At 69.2% G+C, this 17,410-nt stretch carries 21 protein-coding genes; 17 read left to right on the top strand and 4 right to left on the bottom strand.

What is annotated here, in order from left to right; genetic code table 11:
- Window positions 1–327: hypothetical protein (locus VF584_26855; GenBank protein HEX8213816.1), on the bottom strand; the 327-nt coding region annotated here is incomplete at its 3' end.
- Between the two features lie 1,009 nt (window positions 328–1,336).
- Here VF584_26855 and VF584_26850 point away from each other — a divergent pair.
- From VF584_26850 to VF584_26840, 3 genes are all read left to right on the top strand, one after another.
- Entirely contained in the window at window positions 1,337–1,705 is a 369-nt protein-coding gene (locus tag VF584_26850; GenBank protein HEX8213815.1) for a hypothetical protein, read from the top strand.
- A 491-nt stretch (window positions 1,706–2,196) separates the two neighbouring features.
- Complete coding sequence (locus VF584_26845; GenBank protein HEX8213814.1) at window positions 2,197–2,778, top strand: hypothetical protein; 582 nt, start codon at window positions 2,197–2,199, stop codon at window positions 2,776–2,778.
- A 35-nt stretch (window positions 2,779–2,813) separates the two neighbouring features.
- The gene (locus tag VF584_26840; GenBank protein ID HEX8213813.1) at window positions 2,814–3,356 is read left to right on the top strand and encodes a hypothetical protein; all 543 of its coding nucleotides are present in this window, start codon (window positions 2,814–2,816) and stop codon (window positions 3,354–3,356) included.
- Between the two features lie 134 nt (window positions 3,357–3,490).
- Here VF584_26840 and VF584_26835 read toward each other — a convergent pair whose 3' ends face one another.
- Window positions 3,491–3,691, bottom strand: a complete 201-nt coding sequence (locus tag VF584_26835) for a hypothetical protein (GenBank protein ID HEX8213812.1) — start codon at window positions 3,689–3,691, stop codon at window positions 3,491–3,493.
- On the opposite strand from VF584_26835, the gene VF584_26830 reads away from it, so the two are divergent.
- From VF584_26830 to VF584_26810, 5 genes are all read left to right on the top strand, one after another.
- Complete coding sequence (locus tag VF584_26830) at window positions 3,690–3,842, top strand: hypothetical protein (GenBank protein ID HEX8213811.1); 153 nt, start codon at window positions 3,690–3,692, stop codon at window positions 3,840–3,842. The two genes, VF584_26835 and VF584_26830, sit on opposite strands and share 2 nt — an antisense overlap.
- Window positions 3,843–3,856: 14 nt before the next feature.
- Window positions 3,857–4,048 carry a hypothetical protein gene (locus tag VF584_26825; GenBank protein HEX8213810.1) on the top strand — a complete coding sequence of 64 codons (192 nt, stop codon included), beginning with the start codon at window positions 3,857–3,859 and terminating at the stop codon, window positions 4,046–4,048.
- A 3,472-nt stretch (window positions 4,049–7,520) separates the two neighbouring features.
- The gene (locus VF584_26820; protein ID HEX8213809.1) at window positions 7,521–7,886 is read left to right on the top strand and encodes a hypothetical protein; all 366 of its coding nucleotides are present in this window, start codon (window positions 7,521–7,523) and stop codon (window positions 7,884–7,886) included.
- Window positions 7,831–8,373 carry a hypothetical protein gene (locus tag VF584_26815; protein ID HEX8213808.1) on the top strand — a complete coding sequence of 181 codons (543 nt, stop codon included), beginning with the start codon at window positions 7,831–7,833 and terminating at the stop codon, window positions 8,371–8,373. The genes VF584_26820 and VF584_26815 overlap by 56 nt, the downstream gene beginning before the upstream one ends.
- A gap of 249 nt (window positions 8,374–8,622) precedes the next feature.
- On the top strand, window positions 8,623–8,748 hold the full coding sequence (locus tag VF584_26810; protein ID HEX8213807.1) for a hypothetical protein: 126 nt from the start codon (window positions 8,623–8,625) through the stop codon (window positions 8,746–8,748).
- Between the two features lie 97 nt (window positions 8,749–8,845).
- On the opposite strand, the gene VF584_26805 is transcribed toward VF584_26810, so the two are convergent.
- Both VF584_26805 and VF584_26800 read right to left on the bottom strand, forming a co-directional pair.
- Window positions 8,846–9,880 (bottom strand): ParB N-terminal domain-containing protein, encoded by a 1,035-nt coding sequence (locus VF584_26805; GenBank protein HEX8213806.1) that lies wholly within the window; start codon window positions 9,878–9,880, stop codon window positions 8,846–8,848.
- Window positions 9,877–10,620, bottom strand: coding sequence for a ParA family protein (locus tag VF584_26800; protein ID HEX8213805.1), 744 nt, complete (start codon window positions 10,618–10,620; stop codon window positions 9,877–9,879). Before VF584_26800 ends, VF584_26805 begins: the two co-directional genes overlap by 4 nt.
- A gap of 208 nt (window positions 10,621–10,828) precedes the next feature.
- On the opposite strand from VF584_26800, the gene VF584_26795 reads away from it, so the two are divergent.
- From VF584_26795 to VF584_26755, 9 genes are all read left to right on the top strand, one after another.
- Window positions 10,829–11,221 carry a hypothetical protein gene (locus VF584_26795; GenBank protein HEX8213804.1) on the top strand — a complete coding sequence of 131 codons (393 nt, stop codon included), beginning with the start codon at window positions 10,829–10,831 and terminating at the stop codon, window positions 11,219–11,221.
- Window positions 11,222–11,324: 103 nt separating this feature from the next.
- Window positions 11,325–11,993, top strand: a complete 669-nt coding sequence (locus tag VF584_26790) for a hypothetical protein (GenBank protein ID HEX8213803.1) — start codon at window positions 11,325–11,327, stop codon at window positions 11,991–11,993.
- A gap of 14 nt (window positions 11,994–12,007) precedes the next feature.
- Window positions 12,008–12,502, top strand: a complete 495-nt coding sequence (locus VF584_26785; GenBank protein ID HEX8213802.1) for a hypothetical protein — start codon at window positions 12,008–12,010, stop codon at window positions 12,500–12,502.
- Window positions 12,499–12,960 (top strand): hypothetical protein, encoded by a 462-nt coding sequence (locus tag VF584_26780; GenBank protein HEX8213801.1) that lies wholly within the window; start codon window positions 12,499–12,501, stop codon window positions 12,958–12,960. The genes VF584_26785 and VF584_26780 overlap by 4 nt, the downstream gene beginning before the upstream one ends.
- A gap of 385 nt (window positions 12,961–13,345) precedes the next feature.
- Window positions 13,346–14,074, top strand: a complete 729-nt coding sequence (locus VF584_26775; protein HEX8213800.1) for a hypothetical protein — start codon at window positions 13,346–13,348, stop codon at window positions 14,072–14,074.
- 88 nt (window positions 14,075–14,162) lie between these two features.
- A complete protein-coding gene (locus tag VF584_26770) occupies window positions 14,163–14,639 on the top strand; it encodes a DUF4262 domain-containing protein (protein ID HEX8213799.1) in 477 nt (158 codons plus the stop codon).
- Window positions 14,640–14,757: 118 nt separating this feature from the next.
- Window positions 14,758–15,798 carry a hypothetical protein gene (locus tag VF584_26765; GenBank protein ID HEX8213798.1) on the top strand — a complete coding sequence of 347 codons (1,041 nt, stop codon included), beginning with the start codon at window positions 14,758–14,760 and terminating at the stop codon, window positions 15,796–15,798.
- Window positions 15,799–15,826: 28 nt separating this feature from the next.
- On the top strand, window positions 15,827–16,771 hold the full coding sequence (locus VF584_26760) for a hypothetical protein (GenBank protein ID HEX8213797.1): 945 nt from the start codon (window positions 15,827–15,829) through the stop codon (window positions 16,769–16,771).
- Window positions 16,772–17,100: 329 nt separating this feature from the next.
- Window positions 17,101–17,382: a hypothetical protein gene (locus VF584_26755; protein HEX8213796.1), complete on the top strand. Its 282-nt coding sequence runs from the start codon at window positions 17,101–17,103 to the stop codon at window positions 17,380–17,382.
- Window positions 17,383–17,410 lie beyond the last annotated feature (28 nt).

The following is a 17,410-nucleotide window of genomic DNA, read 5'->3' as shown; positions in this document are numbered from 1 at the left end:
GCGGATCGCGCGGATGTAGTAGAGTTCCGCCCGCCACCCTTCGCCGGCCACACGGTTGGTCCGCGCCGCCACGAACGCCGCAGCAGCGTCCTCCGGTTCTACGGCGGCACCTGCTTCGGCAAAGTGGACTGCCGACGCCCCGTACCCGGCGTTCTGTGCCCAGGATGCAAGCGCGCGGCACGCGTCGCCCAGCCGCCCACGTTCGGGGGGTGTAGGGGAAGTCACCCGCATTAGGACGCGCAGGTCCTCCCGCAGCTCTGTCGCCGCGTCGGCGAGAGCGGCTGCGCGCCGCTCCGCCACGGAGCGCGGCGCGCCCCGCGTGAACAACTGCGCTTGCGCGGACGGCGGACACCCCGCCCAAAGTTGCACTGCGCGACAGAGCAGGAAAAGCTCGACCCCCAACGCGCCTGGGATTTCCCGGAGCACCTCCCAGGCGTCTCGCGGAAGCGGCGCAGCGGGCACCCGGTGCGGGCGCTTTCGGCCGACTCGTCCTGCCCTTCCTGTGCGGGAGTCTGGATCTGCCATCGCACACCGGACCCGATTGAAAAAAGGCCGAAACTCTCGCGCCCACTATAGCCGCTCGGCGTAACGTGCGCCATGGGTAGCGGCGCAACAGGAGCGCACACCCGACGCTCCGCCAGAGGACCGCCTTCGTACGCACCCAGAGGGTTTAAATCTGGGGAACGCCCGCCCACCCACGTCACGCGCGCGGGTTGACGGGAGGCGCGGGACCGCTCGAGGGAATTGTTCGGCGTCCGCGGAGAACGTCGATCCCGCAAGTCTATTTTCGTCATTTGGTTGTGGCGGTCTGCGTGCGTTTTGCGTCACCAGGCGCGCCCACAACAGGCGTGAAGTGTGCGGCAATTCGTCCGCGGGTTGGTTCACCTGCGATCCTGCCGCGAACTGGTGGGTTACCGTAACGGAGCTGACGGTACCGCCCCTGCTGCGGTGTACAGGAGAGAAAAGTACGAGTGCGCGCGGAGGAGCTTTTATGAAAACACCCGTAATGCGAATCACTGCACCGATGCGACTGACGAGAGCTCGTGCGGCAGCATTCCCCTCGCCCCTCGGGACGAGCCGCCTGATACTCAGCCGGTGCTCACGATCGCGACCCGGCGCCGCTTGGGTCGTCGTGGCAGCGTGCCTCTGGGCCGCAGGCTGCGCCCCTGCCCGTCGCACCCTCCCCGTGAGCGCTCCACCCATTGCCGAAGCCGTGCGTTCGAAGGTCCCGGACGCGTGGCTTACGGCCCTCCTTCGCCAGGATCTCGCCGGGAAGCGGCAGACCGCAGCGCTTCGAGTCGAGCCGGGGCGCTCCCCAACCTCAAAGGTGAACGCGATGAGCGTGGATACCGCTCTAGGGGAAGTGCTCGCCGAGCGCGAGTACGAGGCCATCCATGTCGACGGGGGCGAGCCTCGCAAAGTCGTGTTGCGGATAGGCAAGCCACGGGTTGCCCCCCACCTGGACGGCGCCTGGGTCTGCCCGGTCCAGATCCTCGGGATTGGTGAGGATCACGTGCTCGAAGCGGCTGGGATCGACGCCGTGCAGGCGCTGCATCTCGGTCTGGTCATGGCCGGCGCGAGACTCATGCACCCACCCAAGGGCTTGACCATCACATGGATGGGGGAATCGGACCTGGGCCTGCCCATTCTCGACCCCGCCGCAGCGGCCTTCGACTTCGGCGAAGGCGACGATCCAGATCTCTAATCCCCACCGCGTTACGCGGGACGCACGGCCGGTGTCCACTGACGGCTCTTTTCAGGTATTTACGTGAGATGAACCACAGAAGGCGACGTGGGGTCGTCTTCCGAGCTCTTGTCGAGGGTGGCTTTCGGCTATGTCTGCTTGCGATCACCTGCACCTCGCGCACTCTCCGCGCCGGTGTGCCATGCACCGGGGGCGGTCCTCCCTCCGATCGCGTGACCCGCCCTCGGTGTGTAACACCCGCTTCCTCGCCTACACATCGCCGGTGAGAGCAACCCAGGTCGCGCTCGAGCCGTCTCGGGCTTACCCCGACCCTGCACTGAGGAGGTACCATGCAGCCGGCCACCTGGTCACATGCAGGCTCCCGGAACCCTCCATTTTTCGTACGCATCGTCCGCCGGGTGTTCGTCCCGGCGCTACTCGCGCTCTGTGCCTGTACCGACGCACCGCTGGCCACTGCCCCGCAAGGGCCACGAGCTCCGACCAAGCCGGTGATGTCGTTCTACCCGGACGCGGGAGTCCTCACCTCCAGCCGCGATACGTGTCCCTGGTACAACGAAGCCCCCGAGCTTGCGGACGTGTTCTGGGAGCAGGGCGATTCAGCACTAGTGAACCCAGACTCGGTCTGGGCCGCAGACAGCGCCAAGGTGGAGAACCCAGATCACTGGGTCGATCTTATGATCGTCGACCCCTCCACCGGCGCCGAGATGTTCTCCCGTCGATGCGAGGTGGAGTACAACCGCTGCGTCTACCGGTGCAGCAGACTCCCGGGATTCACGAAAAAGGCGCTGGCTCGAAAAGCTCTCTGCTACGCCGCCTGTATGGCGCGCTGGGCAGAGTGTCAGCGGCGCGAGCGCGAGCGTGAGCAGGATGAGAGCGGGACTGGGCCGTACTCGTGCGGAACGCAGCTCGTGTACGATCCGGATCAGCCCTGTGACGATCCGTACACGGGCGGTAGCGGTGGAGGGAGCAGCGGGAGTGGCAGCACCTGCCGGTCCGAGTACGTGGTGATCGAGGTCAACGATGGCTCCGGCTGGAGGACGTACTGGGAAGGCTACGCGATCGTATGCAGCTGACCAGGCAACCCACAGACGCTCACCCGGGAGGAAACATGAATCTGCGAAGCACCCTCACGGCGGCAGGCCTGCTGGTCACCGCGACCGCCGCGCCGATCAACGCCCAACACGCCCAGTCGCCGCGGGCGGGGCCCACGATCGTCGAGCTGCGGCGGCAGGAAGAGATGGCGCGGCGGGTACCTGTGACGATCGCCCTGGTGGACCAGCTGCCCGCCGGCACCGGCAACGCCCCGGCGGTGGTGCTGCGGCGCGCGAACACCGCCCCCCACGACGTGATCCTGCTGCGCAGGTCCGACGCGACCGGGCCGCAACTCGCCGGTGCAATCCTGCACCTGATGATCATGCGCGAACGGAGCGGGGACACAGCCAACGCGGACGCCATGTTCCGGCTCCCGACGGCGACCCGCGGCCCGAAAGCGTGGGAGCGCACGGAGCAGGTACAAACCGGGCGCATCGTGGCGCAGCTCCGTAGCGCCGAGGTGCAGGACGTTCCAGGTGTCGGCCGGGTTCGTGCCAAGGCCGTGTACCTCCCGTCAAAGGTCATGCGGGACAACGCACGCCGCCGCGGCAGGCGCTGACGCCCGCGCGCCGATCCGCAAGTCGGACACAGGGAGCCCCGCGCGATCCCGAGCGGGGCTCCCTGAAAGGTCCTCGAACAAGCTCTCGTCAGGTTCAACCCTCGCCGGGGTCTGCACCTGATGTGACAAGACGTTCAATCGCGCGGCGGCCGCGTGCGCTCCACAACGTGTGGCGCACACGTTCGCGCGAACGCCTCGATCAGCTCGTCACGCAATGCGCGAAGGGCGTCAAGCCGCTCCGGCTGCTTGCGCAACTCGTCCTCCAGGTCGTCCGCCGCCTGCTCGTATGCCCGCGCCGCGGGTGGAGCGTACGCCTCGATCCGACGCGCAAGCATGCGCCAACGCGCCGACCCAAGAACGGTGGACGCCGCCTTGTCCCTGCTCGTGCCGAGCCTCCCCGATGCGGAGAGGGACGACGCGCGGGCACAGATGCGCGCCGTGCTCCGCGCCGCTCGCGAGCGGACCGGCACCCCGCTCCCCGATTAGCTCAGAGGCGAGGAATGCCCGACTCGCGTGACGGCGAGGTGCGGGGCCGAGCGATCGACGCCGAGACTGCCGCCGCCGCGCTCACCATCCTGGTGGACGGCCTGCCGCTGGAGCGGGCGGAAAACTCCCGCCGGGGCATGCTTGAAGTGCTACGTAAAGCCTACAGGTCCGCCGACGTGCCGCTCCCGGATTGGCTGAAAGGATGAACGCTCAACCACCCCGGCACGCACTCAGCGTCTGCGGTGGATCATTACAATCAACCTGACTACTACCAGGATTCCACCGCGTCCCTGCTGATGGGAAGTTGGCACCCCGGTTCCCATGGGTACGCATCGCAGTGGGGTGTAGCCGAACAGGGAGCAACGGAATACCTTCGGCTCGCAACCGACCGCAGCATCAGCCACATCTACAGTCCGCATGGCAAACAATCTGAAACCGCACCACCTCGAACTCCTCGGCGACCTCGTTCGAGAGCGGCGCGTTCCCACTGAGCGTCTCGATGGTCGCGTCCTCCGCCCGCTGAAGCGTGAGATGTTGGTGTCTGAACGCGGCGGCTACGTTAGCCCCACTCCGGCAGGAGAGGCACTTCACCGCACGCACGGAGTCTCGCCGCGCTCTACCAGGAGCACGCCCGAGCCACCGCGGCTATCCGCACCACAGAAGCAGGCGCTCAGGGTACTCTGCCGCCAATCCGAGCCGATGCTCGCCGACCATCTCGACGGACGCGTGCTGCGCGGCCTCAAGGCCAACGGGATGGCGGTCGAGAGCGGCGGGTGGGTCTCGCCGACGGAGCCTGGGCGGGCTCACTTCGAGCTGATACGACGGCGGCCGCGGCGTGCGCCCGGCCCGGACGCAGAGCCGCGAAGCGCTCGTGCGGAGGTCATTCTGCGCCACGTGGACGGGCTGGAGCGTGCGATTCGGGGTGACGCGGAGATCAAGGTAGGAGATGTCCCGGCGTATGCGGATGACGTTCTCGAGGGACTCCGCCAGTACGCGCGGGACTTGAAACGAGTGCCGGCGGTGCGCCGATCACCGTAGCGCCCTGCTCCCGGGCGCGCTGGTCCGCGCAACCGGGTTTCAGCCAACCCGTGGTCGCCCCCGCTGCGCGGAGAGCATCTGCGACTCAGCGGGATCGGCGTGCCGGTCGCTCGGCAGGCGGACGTGGGCGTTCCATCCGGCTCCGCACCTCCGGGTTCATCGGCCCACCTTGGGTGCGTGCCGCACTACGGACGCCAACTCTTCGTCGGTCCACGTGTCCCACCCGGCGGGCACGGGGATGATACGCCGGCATCGCGAGCCATCCGCCTTCGAGCCCGGTAGTGGCTCCAGATCCCACACCGTCCACCGCCTCCCGTCCGAAACGGATTTCCGCCTGACTCCGCAGGAGCGCGCGCGTGCCGCGCAGGACCTGAGTGCGGAGTACGGCGAGGACGGCTTCTCAATCGACACCACCGCGGAGGGGCCTCAGCGCCTCGTGGTACATCCAGCCGGACCCGCTGACCGGAGATCGAACCTTCTGCCGTGACCACTTCAGGCCGATCGACATGTGTTCGCCCGGTGGTCGCTCTCGGGGTAGTATCGATGGAGCGGGTATGCTTCGCGCTGTAGCTGAACCGGGGCGGAGCCGGCACGTCTGCAATGGCAGTCGGACGTGGCATCGTGACACGCGGGGACCGCCAGCAGGAATCCTGAACAGTAAGAACCGAAGGACTTTGTTGCACAATTTGCTCTCTAAGTAGCGCATGAGGTGGAGCCCGCGTGAACTTCCCGCCGAGGGGGCCGACATCTCGCGGCCCGCAAGCTTTCCGTCTGAATCGGGCTACTCGGGCGGGATCTTCCCCTGTTCTTGAACGGCGCGCCGGAGCTCAGCCCGCCTCGCCGCTTACTCCCGGTCCTCAATCGCGAGGTGATCTGCCCAGGCGCGGGAGAGTTCGCCAGCCGAACGTCGGTGCCGAGTGTCCGCTTCAAGTCGCCAGTCCGAATAGCGATCCTCCTGCATAGCACGCCGAATCCGCTCTACCCTCTCGTTGCCGGACTCTGTCGCGAGCGATAGAAGCAGGAGAGTTCTCTCGGACATCCCCCAATCCATGCCCGGAGTGTAGGCCCGCACGAACTCACGCGCCCCCCGGCGTGCCTCCTCCTCGGATGCGCCGAGCCGAAGGGCAGCGTAGATCTCGGACTCTGTAAAGTCGAACGCTGACGGATCGGTCATGGTCTCCTGGCTGAAGCGCAGGAAGGGGACCTAACGGGACCCGAAGCACAGGCGAGGCTTCCGGTCCCCACTACCGCCAAGCCGGGATTAGCTTAGCGGTCCGGCCCATGAAGCGCCGCATTCTGAGGTCCCTCTACGCTGCTGCGATTGAAGTGAAACACACCCGATGTCATGTCGGATAGAGCGCGACTGTCAAGCTCGCGCTATAGATGCGCCACGTGGCGGACGTATCCCACTGGAGCGCCCGAAGTGCGCCCGTGTCATGCAGAACGGGAACACACGCGCAGCGGAGGGTCATCCTTCGGCCGAGAGCACCCCCGGGCCGGGGACGGAGCTCACCGGCGACACGCTGGAGCGCATAGCCGTCCGAATCCGGCAGGTCATGGAGGAGACGGAGCGCATCCTGGGAGGCGGAACCCGATCGGGGTATGCGATCCAGAGACGGTACATTCGATTCAGGCCGACGTGGAGCGCTTGCGGCGCCGCCACGAGCCGCGGGCTCGCGCCGATACCGCGGCGACTCGCGCAGGATGGGATTGCGTTCGCACGACGGAGGAACAGCGGGATACCTGCCGCTACTGTCAGGAGAAGATCGCGGTCGCGAGCCCAGACGAAGCTGCCACCACGGACTTGGCCGCGTAAACCCCTCGAAGAAAAGGGGGGGAGAGTGCGTGCCGCTCCGGCACTACCGTCCACGCAGGTCGTCCGTCCCCCTCCGATGCACCCGCAGAACGCAATTGAGCGCGGCCTCGACCTCACGTCTGGCCCGGCTCCGGCCCGGCTGGTCCCCGGACCAGCCCGGACGCGCCGGCGCGCCGGCTCGAGGACAGTGGCGTGCGCGAGCTGGCGGTGCGCGACCTCATCTCGCTCATCCTCACACCCAGGTGCGGCCGGGAAAACGAGCCGCCCGTGCCGCGGAGGCGCTGACCAGCTACTTCGTCTCCCATAACGGCTACTTTCGCCTGCGCCACATCGCGCGCGCGGCTAGAGAACAGGCTAAAGCCTGCTGAAAGTCCCGGGGGTGGAACCCCCCTGAAGCTGGGACTGAAACTCCCACCTCTATCCAGCGTCCACCGTAAACTGATCGCGGGATCCTCTTCGCTGTGCCCCGCGATGTATTCCTCGATCTGCGCCGTCGTGATCTCCCCCGTCGTACTGCAGAAGTATCCCCGCGCCCACAGGTGCTGACCTGCGATTCTCCGCCATTCGTCTCTCCCGAGCGTTCGGCTTCTGCTCGAGAGTCTAGCTTCTACAGCTCGCTAAAGCTATTCGCCTAAAGGCGAAGGCTTCGGACCTGGTGTATGGCAGTGAAACCGCATGATCCTACGAAGGGTCCCGGCGGGAGCCCCGCACACCAAGACACCGCGCGCGCTTCCCGCATGGTGGCGAGACCAGGCTGTTGAACCCCCTCAGAAAAAGCCGGGTCAGGTACCCAGTTCACCACGACCCGAGCGAGGAGGTTCACCGTGAAGGACGACACCGAGAAGCCCCCCCGGAAGCCCCGGACCCGTGCCCGCAAGGAAGGCGTGAAGGACGAGCCCGAGAAGCCCCCCCGGAAGCCCCGGACCCGCGCCCGCAAGGAAGGCGGCGAGCCGGCGCCCGCGACGCGCACGCCCCGGCGGCGCCGTGCTGCGGCCGTGCCGCTGGTCGACGCCGCGTCCGCAGCGGTGACCGGGGTCACGGGCGAGGTCTCTTCCGCCGATGCGCCCATCGTTCCGCTCCACCCCGAGGAGATCGAGGGCGACGTGGCGGCCGAGCTGGCGTCGGCCGCGGGAGATGCGGACGCTACCGTCCCCGAGCCCCGCCGCTGCGGGCGACGCTGCGCTCGGTGAAGCGCCGGGGGAGGAGCCCGGGACCACCATCATCCCGCTCCGGCCCGCCGCGGAGCCCGCGGGGGACACCCGCGACGACGGCACCGCCGCCCACACAGCGGCGGGCGGGAGCGAGAGGTCGCGCGGGGAGGACGCGGGTACGCCCGTCATCCCTCTGCGTCCGATCGCCGGCCAGCGCGCCTCCGGCAACGCCGCCCCGTCTGGCGCGCGTACCGCCGGCGGGGGCGACCAGCGCGCGGGGCGCGGATTCAAGCACCGCGCGCTCCGGGCGGCCCGCCTGAAGTTCGCGACCGACCCGATCCGCTCGCCGCTGAGTGAGCCGCAGCTCGACACGCTGCTCGAACTGCTGCACGAGCGCGGGCGGGGCGGCACCCTCGTCAGCTCCACGTGGACGTACCTGGAGCGCGGCATGTCGTACGCCCACGCGTCCGTCACCATCGACAAGCTTCGCGGCACGTTCCGGGGCGACCGGCGGAGGGCCGCATGAGCCCGCTCACTGGCCTTCCTTCGCGGTGAGCGAATGCACCCGTACGGACTTCGACCGGCCGACGCGCGTCGTCCGCGCCGCGGCCGGCGCCTGCCCAAGTACCACTGCGGCCGCCGCCGCGGATCCTCGCGGCAGCGCCTGCGCCGGAAGGCGAAGGCGCGCGCCCGCCGCTGGGACCGACCGCGTCACGACTGCACCCTGCCCCCTCCAGGGGCGCCACCCCACCCCTCTCAAAGACCCCCAAGGAGCATGCACACGGATCGTTACGACGAGACGCACGAAGCCCTCGCCACCAGCGAGGGGATGCGCGAACGGCCCGAGCCCGAGTCTCAGGCGCCGGCCGAGCCCGAGGAAGACGTCATCGTTCAGTCGTAAGCGGACCGCGCCCTTGCAGGTGAGGGTGCCAGGGCGTGTCGGCCGGGGAAAGTCCCCGGCTGGCACGCCCTTTCTTTTTGTCGATCCGGCCCGCTGTTTACTCGCCGTCCGGCTCACGTAGCGTTCCCGCAGCATCTGAGAGCTGCGCAGCGATCCGTTCCATCTCCGCAGATCCTTCCGCCGCGGCCCGCTTAGCCAGCACAGCTACCGCGGGGACGAGCCGCACGAGGTAGTGCCTTGCCTGGCGCGGCGCGAGATCGCCGAGCGCCTGGCGGATGTTGATCTGCAGCCCCTCACCGGCAACCCCCCGAGGCCGTGCTCGGCGCAGGGCCTGTTCACGGCTGGCGAGGGCTGCGGCGGCCGCCTCGTCACCCGATTTGCGCAGCTCGTTCAGGAGCGCCTGTGCAGCGGAGGTCGCGCCCCCGCTCGCGCACCTGGCCACTCGCAGGAAGGCTGCGAGTGACAGCCGGGCGAGACGCCCGTGGTCGGGCTGGCCTCCGCTCACCACCCCCGCACCGAAGAGCACTTCCAATCCCAGCGAATCGGCCACTTGGAGGTACTCGCCCACCGTCTGGAACGCCTTCTTCCCCATGCTCGCCGCCACGTCGCGAACGCCGCTCGGCTCGCCCCGCTCGCGCATGCGATCGCGCCGCCGCTGAAACGCCACCGCCCATTCCCACGCCGAGAGGTCGGTGCGGTCGAAGTTCTCGCCGAACACCATCGCATCGGCACGGTCGTCATCCGTCGGTTCGAGCCGGACAGGAACGAGCCAGTTCCCTTCCCCGTCTCGTTTCAGGACCGGGGCGGCCTCGCCTCGCTCCACCAGGCGGTGGAGAGCGCGTACGCGCATCTCACCGGGCATGAGCTCGACCCAGCCCTGCTTGGACGGATGCGGCCGCGCGCGCGGCTCGTGGATGAGCCCGTTCGCCAGCACGCTGTCGGCGAGGCGCTCGATTTCCGCGGGCGGGAATACGAGCCTCACCTGGAAGGGCGAGGCGTCGATGCGATCCAGTCGAACCTCCTGCAGACGCCCTTCACCGCTCCGGCCGTCGCGGCTCGCGTCATACGTGCCGACGTTGTCGTCCAGCCGGACCCGCGGCTGATCCCCTCCCCGGCCGCGCCCGAGGGTCACAGCCCACCCGCAGCCGGCCGGAGGCCGACCCGCGCCAGCCCGAGGATCCCCAGCACCTCGCGCACCAGGTCGCAGAACTCCGCGGCGTTGCTGGAGCGCGGCGCGTAGAGCGTGACGGGCTTCTCGTACAGCGCCGCCTCGCCGGCAGCCATCTCGAAGGGGAACGTGCGGTCCATCCTCAAACCGGGGTAGTGCCGGTCCACCTCCTCCTGCATCCACGCGAGAAGGTTCGACCGCCTGTGTACGAGCGTGAGCAGCACGCGCAGCTGCACGGCCGTGGCGGCCCCGCGCGCGAGCGCGGCGATGTCGTTGATCCGCTCCAGGCTCTCCTTGCCCGGGACGGCGGGAATGAGGACCAGATCGGAGCCACGGACCGCGGCCGTCGTGATGGGGCCCAGCGCGGGTGGCGTATCCACCACCACGAGATCCGGCCCCAGCGCCCGCGCCCGTTCGATCTGCCGCAACGCGCTGGAGAGATCGGCCCCCTCCATCGACCGGCCGCCCCGCAGCAGCTGACGCGGCAGGCCGTGGTCGCTGCCGAAGGTCACCGCCACAGGGTCGGCGGCCAGCGGCTCCGCGACCCGGCTGAACCCGCTGCGGCTCGTCAGGTCGGCCTGCGGATCGGCATCGACCATCACCACGTACAGGCCCCCCTTCGCCGCGAGGTGCGCGATCGCCGTGACCGAGGACGTCTTCAGCGTCCCCCCCTTCGCGCCGACGAGTGATAAGACCTTTGGCATCTCCCCAGTATGAACCAGGCGTGGAGTCGGGCGCGGCGGATGTCCGTATACCGGACAGACCCTCCGCGCGGCGTTCTCGCTACTGGTACCATGACCTGACAGGATCCGCCGACGAGCAGCGCCGGCCCGGGCGCCGGCATCTCGGACCCCGGGGGAGAAAAGGAGAGGGAGCACCCCCCCTTCCACATCGCACCCCGACGATGGTGACATGCTCGCACCTCAGGAGGACGCGGTTCAGCTGGCCCTCCACCTCCGGACGCTCGAAACGGCGGGGCAGCTCGTGGTGGGCACGTACGACGAGGTCCTGGCGCTGCAGGCGATGAACTCCCACGTCGAAGCCGATCCGGCATCACCGACCGGTTTCGCCCTCACCCTGCGCCGCCTGGCCACGGGCGAGGCCGCCGAGGCCGCCGGGATCACGCGCCACGACGTCGCGCTGCCGCAGCGGTGGGTCGACCACATGACCGCCGTCGCCGGCGACCCCCGGGGGCACTTCGTCTGGAGCTACCAACGCAGCCCCGTCTGTGGCGAGCCCTTCGCCACGACGACCCACGGCGCCCACCTGCTCAGCGTGTTCTGCAGCGCGATGGCCGCGTGCTGAGCGGTGGGCGCGCTCACGCACCCCGGAAAGTAAATCGGCGGGCAGCGTCAGCTCCGGGCCCCGCGCCGCCGAATCGACTCACTCCCCTTCCTCTTCGAGCCCCATGCACCCGACCACCGTGAGCTACTTCGCCGTTCCGACCGAAGCCGCGCACGGATTCTTCGCGTCCGAGCTCGCCGGCGATCTCACGCGCGGCGCGCTTCCGCCCAGCCTCGCAAGCGCCCGCCTGAACGCCACCTGCCTGGACGACGAAGACGTTACGGACGTCTGCGGCCACCCGGCGAGCCGTGCGGCGCTGCTGGAGGAGATGGACGCGCTGGTCCACTGCTACGGGGAGGACTGCCCCGTGTCGGAGATCGTGAGCGATCCGCTGCCGTACGCGCTCGCCGCCCGGGTGCTCCCTTCCGGGTACCGCCGCGCCGCCTTCGACGTCGCGCTCCAGGACGTCCTCGACGCCGACCCTCGCGCGCTCGCCGAGTGGCTCGAGGCACGATGCGACGGTGCGGGCGAGCTGTCCGACGTCCGTATCCGGCTCCTCGGCAGCGCGGGCGACCGGTTGCGGCTGGAGATCAGCGGGGAGCTCGTCCCCACCGCGCCCGAGCGCGACGTGGAGAACCCGCTGGTCCCGAGCGACGAGGTTCCGCTGAACGCCGGGTGCGAGCCTGCCGACCAGCCTCGCTACTGCGGCTACACGATGGGCGGCTGGACACGCCTGTGCCCGCGGTGCATGGCCGTGCACGAAGCGCAGCGAGAGCTGCTTTCCACCCACTGAGAGCAAGAAGCCGCATGAAGCCCCTCTCGATTCCCGGCTACGTCATCGCCGCCGCGTCGCTGCTCGCCGGCGGCGAGGGCACGGCCGCGACCTCGCTCTTCATCGCCCTGCCCGCGGCGCCCGAGAGCCGCCAACCGATCGTGATCGCCCGGTGGAACCACGAAACGGGCGGATGGTCGGAGCGTCAGGCGTTCCACGAGCTTCCCGAACCGGGAGCCCCGCCGGCTGTGGCGCGCGCGTACATGGCGTACGCGAAGCGCCTCGGAGCGGAGGCCGCGACCTTTCTCGCACAGGGAGCGCCGCTCAGCCGTGCCCTCCGCGCGCCGCTCATGATCGGCCACGACCACGCGCGGGGGATCCGCGCGGCCCGACGCAGATCGCTAGAAGAGCTGGGGCACGCGGGCTGGGCGGACACCCTCGTGGACGCCTACGTCGACCCGTTCGGCGCCTGGGCCGCCATGGACGCCGCCGGCGCGGACAAGGTCGAGCACGAGGAGGAAATGTGGTGACCCGGTGGTTCCTGTCCCGGCAGGACTACTGGGGCGAGGAGAATCCGCTGGCCGTCGAGATCGCGGCTGGCGGGCTGGACTATTCGAACGCCGACATGCTGGGCGTAGCCTACGCCCGGCTCGGAGAGGGCGAGGAATACGAGGACCCGCGCGAAGCGGCCGCCGCCGCTGTCGCCGTCGCGGTGGCGTGGCGGCGGGACACCGGCCGGTCCGCTGACGAGATCACCGTCCGCATCGGGTTCACCGGGGGCGGCTCCATACCGTTCGAGGAAGGCACGGACGCCGAAGCCATCGCGTGGGGCGCAAACACGTACGCTGGGCTGCCGAAGTGCCCCGGGTGCGGAGAGCTGATGAAGGAGCGCTGGGTCCCGACCGACTTCGCCGTGGACGATGACGAGGCGTGCTGCTCCCAGTTCTGCTGCGAGCAGCGCCATCTCGTCAGCGAATACGCCGCGTGAGCTGAACGCCGACGCCCGGAAACCGATGTCCGTCGCCGACCACGCCGCGCGCTTCCGTCCCCAACTGGCCTTCGACCTCCCTGCCTGTCCGCCGCCTCGGCCTGCACCGCAGCCGTCCTGGCAACTCCCAGCGAGAGCGGGCAGCGACGATGCGCCGCCGGATTCGAACCTCCGCGGGATCAACCTGGCACGTCGCGCGGCCGCCCTCCTCGCTGAAGTAGTCGCCACGCAGGAGGAGATCGGCGCCTCCGAGAACCTCGACTTCGCGCGCCAGGTCCACAGGGCAGCCACCCAGCTCGCCGGCGCGCTCCGAGCGAAACCAGCCTGTTAGGTCGGTGATCCGCGGCGGCAGCACTCTCCCCACCCCCGCAACCCCGTGACGGTCATGATTGGAGCCACAACCGCACCGCCCTCGTACCGCAAGCTGGTGAGCGCCCTCCGGCGACTGCTGGAAGCCAGCCGAGGCACGGTAGGCGACTACCGCGTCCACAAGGACGCGTGCGACCTGGTGGATCGGGCGGAAGAGATCCCGGCCCCGCTGGAGTTGGACGAGCGGCAGACCGGGACCGTGCTGGCCGCCCTCCGCTATTGGCAGCGGAATGCCGAGAACGGCGCGCCCGAATGGGAGATCGCCACCGAGCCCGAGGGAGGCGCCCTGGACGAAGACGAGATCGACGCCCTGTGCGAGCGCATCAACTGCTCCCCGGGGGACGCCGACACGCCCGTGAGCATGTCTCCCACGGACACCCGGGCCCTCACCCTGTTCACGTCCACGCAGGCCGGCGCATCGGCAGAACAGCGGACCCGGCTTTCCGCCGAGGTTCTCGCCGTCCTTCGCGCGGAGTTCAAGATCGACGTGATCGGCCATCTCCACGGCCAGCCCCTCGTCCGCCTGGACGCGCATCCGCACTACTACACGTCCTGGTACCTGGGCGACAACGGCGGCGAACTGAACGTGGGGCCCATCAACCGCGACGAGGAAATGCGCTCCGTCCCCTACTTCGCCTGGAGCACCCTGCTGGACGCTGGGACAATCGCCTACCGCGTCGCGGCGGTGATCCGCGACGAGGTGATCGACTACGACCTCCGCCGCCCCAAGCTGGTGCAGGGATAAGCACCAGTTCTCTCCGGCGCCCTCGGCAGCTGCACGCGACCGGTGGGGCGGTCGAGAGCTACGTTCGCCCACACCCAATCACATACCCATGGATCAGGCGCGGCTTCGGGCGTCCGTCCTGCGGGCGCTGACGCGAACCGTACAGGCGCACGGCTGGACGTATATGTATGGTCCGTTCGCGGACCATCCCGTCAGGTACGGATACACGATCGGCCTCCCCGAGACGTTCGGTTTTCCGGAGGCTGTCGTGGTCGGGCTGAGCGAGGACACGGCGGCATACGTCTTCGCGGAGCTCGTGACGCGACTCCGTGCCGGCGAGCATCCCCCGCTGAACCAGCACATCAGCCTCGGCCTCAACCTGCCGGTCGTCCTTCGCGCGCTGCCGGCGTCGGCTCAGCCCGAGCACCTGTGGGGCGCGAACGCATACCACGATGGACGCCGCGCCAGCTACGAGGCCGTCCAGATCGTCTGGCCCGACGCAGGCGGGCGCTTCCCATGGGAGGCCGGCTATCCGCGGGCGGACAATTACCAACCCCTTCTCTTCGATGACCCGCCGCCGGAGTAGATCTGCCCGCCCGTGGAAAAACCCGTTGAGAAAACGATGGGCGCTTTCACCAGCAACCGCCGCCCGGCGACATCCGGTGCGGCAATTTCCCCGTGGAGGGCTCACGCCGATGGCGCGCATGTTGGAGCTGACGATCCAGGAAGGATTGTCCGTCGGTCGCCTGATCGCGGACTGTACCGCGTTCGCCGCCGGAAAGGGCCGTGCACCGGACCCGCGCACCCTCACCGCCGCCATTGCCGGGGCCAAGCGGCCCCAGGACGGGGAGCGCCTCGCCGCCGTCGCCCTCTGCGCGAGCGCCGTCACCGATCCGGTCGACGTCATCGCGCTCATCGGCGCGGTCCGCGACGACTACGCGCGCTGCGACCTCTTCGGCGACGCCATCAGGATGCAGCTGATCGGCGTAGAGCACGCGGTCGCGGCGGCGGCCGTGATGGACCAGGGCGGGTGCTGGCGGCGAAACGTCCTCCTCGCGTTCCTTCGGCTCGCACGCGCCGCAGAGGTCCTCACCTGGGCCGACGTCCACGGCGCACTGCCCGAGATCGGCACGAAAGCCGAGCTCAACTTCGTCGTCGTCAGCGCCGTGGAGCACGGGATCCTGCTCGACTGGAGCGTCGCCTGGCCCCTCGCCGCGTGCGCTGATGCCATGGGCCAGCGCGACGTCGCGCGGGCGGCGATCGCCACCCGGATCGCTCCGGAGTGGCGCGTACTCCACAGCGACCTGGAGCGGATGACGACGCGCAGCGAAACCGCCGAGGCGCCCCATAACCACCCCTCGCTCCATCCCCAGCCCGAGGAGCAACGGGCGCTGGTAGTGCAGATGGCGATCGGTGCCGGCCTGCTCTCCGACGCGGCCGACGTGGCGGCAGAGGTACGCCGCGCTCTGGCCCTGACCACTCCGTACCGCGGGTGGCACGAGCTTTCGATGCTCCTGCATGCCGCCGACCGGGCGGGAATCGCGATCCCCGATCAGCTCCGGGGCGATGTCGACGCGGCGCAGCGCGCCAACAACGCGAGGAACGCCGAGCGCGCGCGAGAGACGCAGCAGGCGACCGACCACCGGCCAAGGCGGCGCACGACGACCTCACGTCGGCCGGTGTCGGATCCGGCCGTTCCCCGCATCACGCCGGTTGTCCAGGGACAGCTGGCGCTTTCCCTCTGAACGGGAACTGTCCCGCGGTCTTCCCAGCATGAGCCGAGGCCCCAACCCGGTCCGCGTGTCGCCATCCGCCGACCTCGACCTGCTCGCGCCGCTGCAGTGCGCCGGCGCCGGCGACACCTCCGAGCCGGTGAACGTTCCGCGTGGCAAGCGAACGACCACGCGCGCCGCGCCCCCGGCGACCGCCGCGGACGAAACAGTCGCGGCGACCCCGCTTCCTCCCCGCTCCGACAGCGGGACCGTCGTCGCGGTGCTCACCGCACGGATGGAGGTCCTGCTCCGGCACACGTACCGCTACGCCCCGCCGGTGATGGAGATCGAGGCGACCCGCGCCTCCTTCCTCCCCTACGAGCCCGGCCGGGACTGGCGGGAAGCGCGCGCCCACGAGCACGCCGTTCGGGAGCAGAACGTCGCGTGCGGCTGGCTGCCGCACCCGCCCGCCGCGGAGGATGAGCCTGGGTGGCGGGGGTGGTGCGCCATGATCGAGGAGTACGCGCACCTCGCGACAGCGCTGCTGCCGCCCGACCACCCCGAGGCACGCCGGTTCGTGGCGCGAGTCGACCCGCGCCCCGCCTGCGTTCCTCCCCTGGAGTCGTGGCTGCTCGCGGCCGGACGCGAGCGTATCACCGCGCTGCACCATGAGCTTCGCCGGCGCTACCACGCCCACCCCTGGTTCACTCGCGACCGCGACACCCCCGCGCCCCTTCTGCGGGTGCGCGGCCGTCTGGCCAAGCGCCGCGAGATGGGCGACAAGCGCCCGTGGAACCTGGCCAGCGACGCCATGGCCGAGCTCGAGGCAATTCTCGTTCGCTGTGCGCCGCGCTGGTGGTACCACGTCGTGGTCGAGCGGGGCGCGACCCCGCTTGCGGATCTGAAACGTGCCCTGGACGAGTGGCGGGTTGACATCGACATCCCTCCGGACGCGGCGCTGTACGCGACCGCTGATCGTCCCGCGGGGGCCACTTTGACCACATAAGCCGCCCCGGCAGCATCCGGAGGCATTCGCCACGGGCAACCCTCCATCCCGGCCACTTTTGACCACATAGTTCGTCGCGTCGGCCAGCCCGCGCGAGGACACCAGACGTGGCCAGCACGAGCTTCCTTGGATGAGGGCAACCACACGAGCGTGTTACAGATACATATCCCTTGCGCAGCGCGTCTTGCGACCTTTTATTGTGATACACTGCGACTGACAAGCCGCCTGCGCGATGGCCCTCACATCCTGATTATGGTCGCGCAGTTGCATCACGGCGTTTCCACGCAGCGATTGCAGGCACCCACCTGTCTACATACAGGAGACGGATCATGGACAACACGCAATTCGCCAAAATCATCGCAAAGGTCTGGGCCGATCCCACGTTCGCGGCAGCGCTCGTCCAGAACCCTTCGCAGGCCCTCGCAAAGGAGGGGATCGAGGCGCCGAACAACCTCCGCGCCGAGATCCTGCTGTCGACGTCCACCCGCCTCTACATGACGATACCGGCACGGCCCGTCGGCGTCGGCGGGCCGGTGACGAGGAGGCAGTTGGCAAGCGTGATGGACGGATGCCACGTCGCAGAAGAGACGGAGGTCGAAGTAGACGTCTAGGCACGCCTCGCAGTCCCTGGGGCGAGCA

It is taken from the genome of Longimicrobium sp. (genome assembly GCA_036389135.1).
Taxonomy (GTDB): Bacteria; Gemmatimonadota; Gemmatimonadetes; order Longimicrobiales; family Longimicrobiaceae; genus Longimicrobium.
The sequence above is the reverse complement of the archived record's forward strand: the minus strand, read 5'-3'. Positions and strand labels throughout refer to the sequence as shown.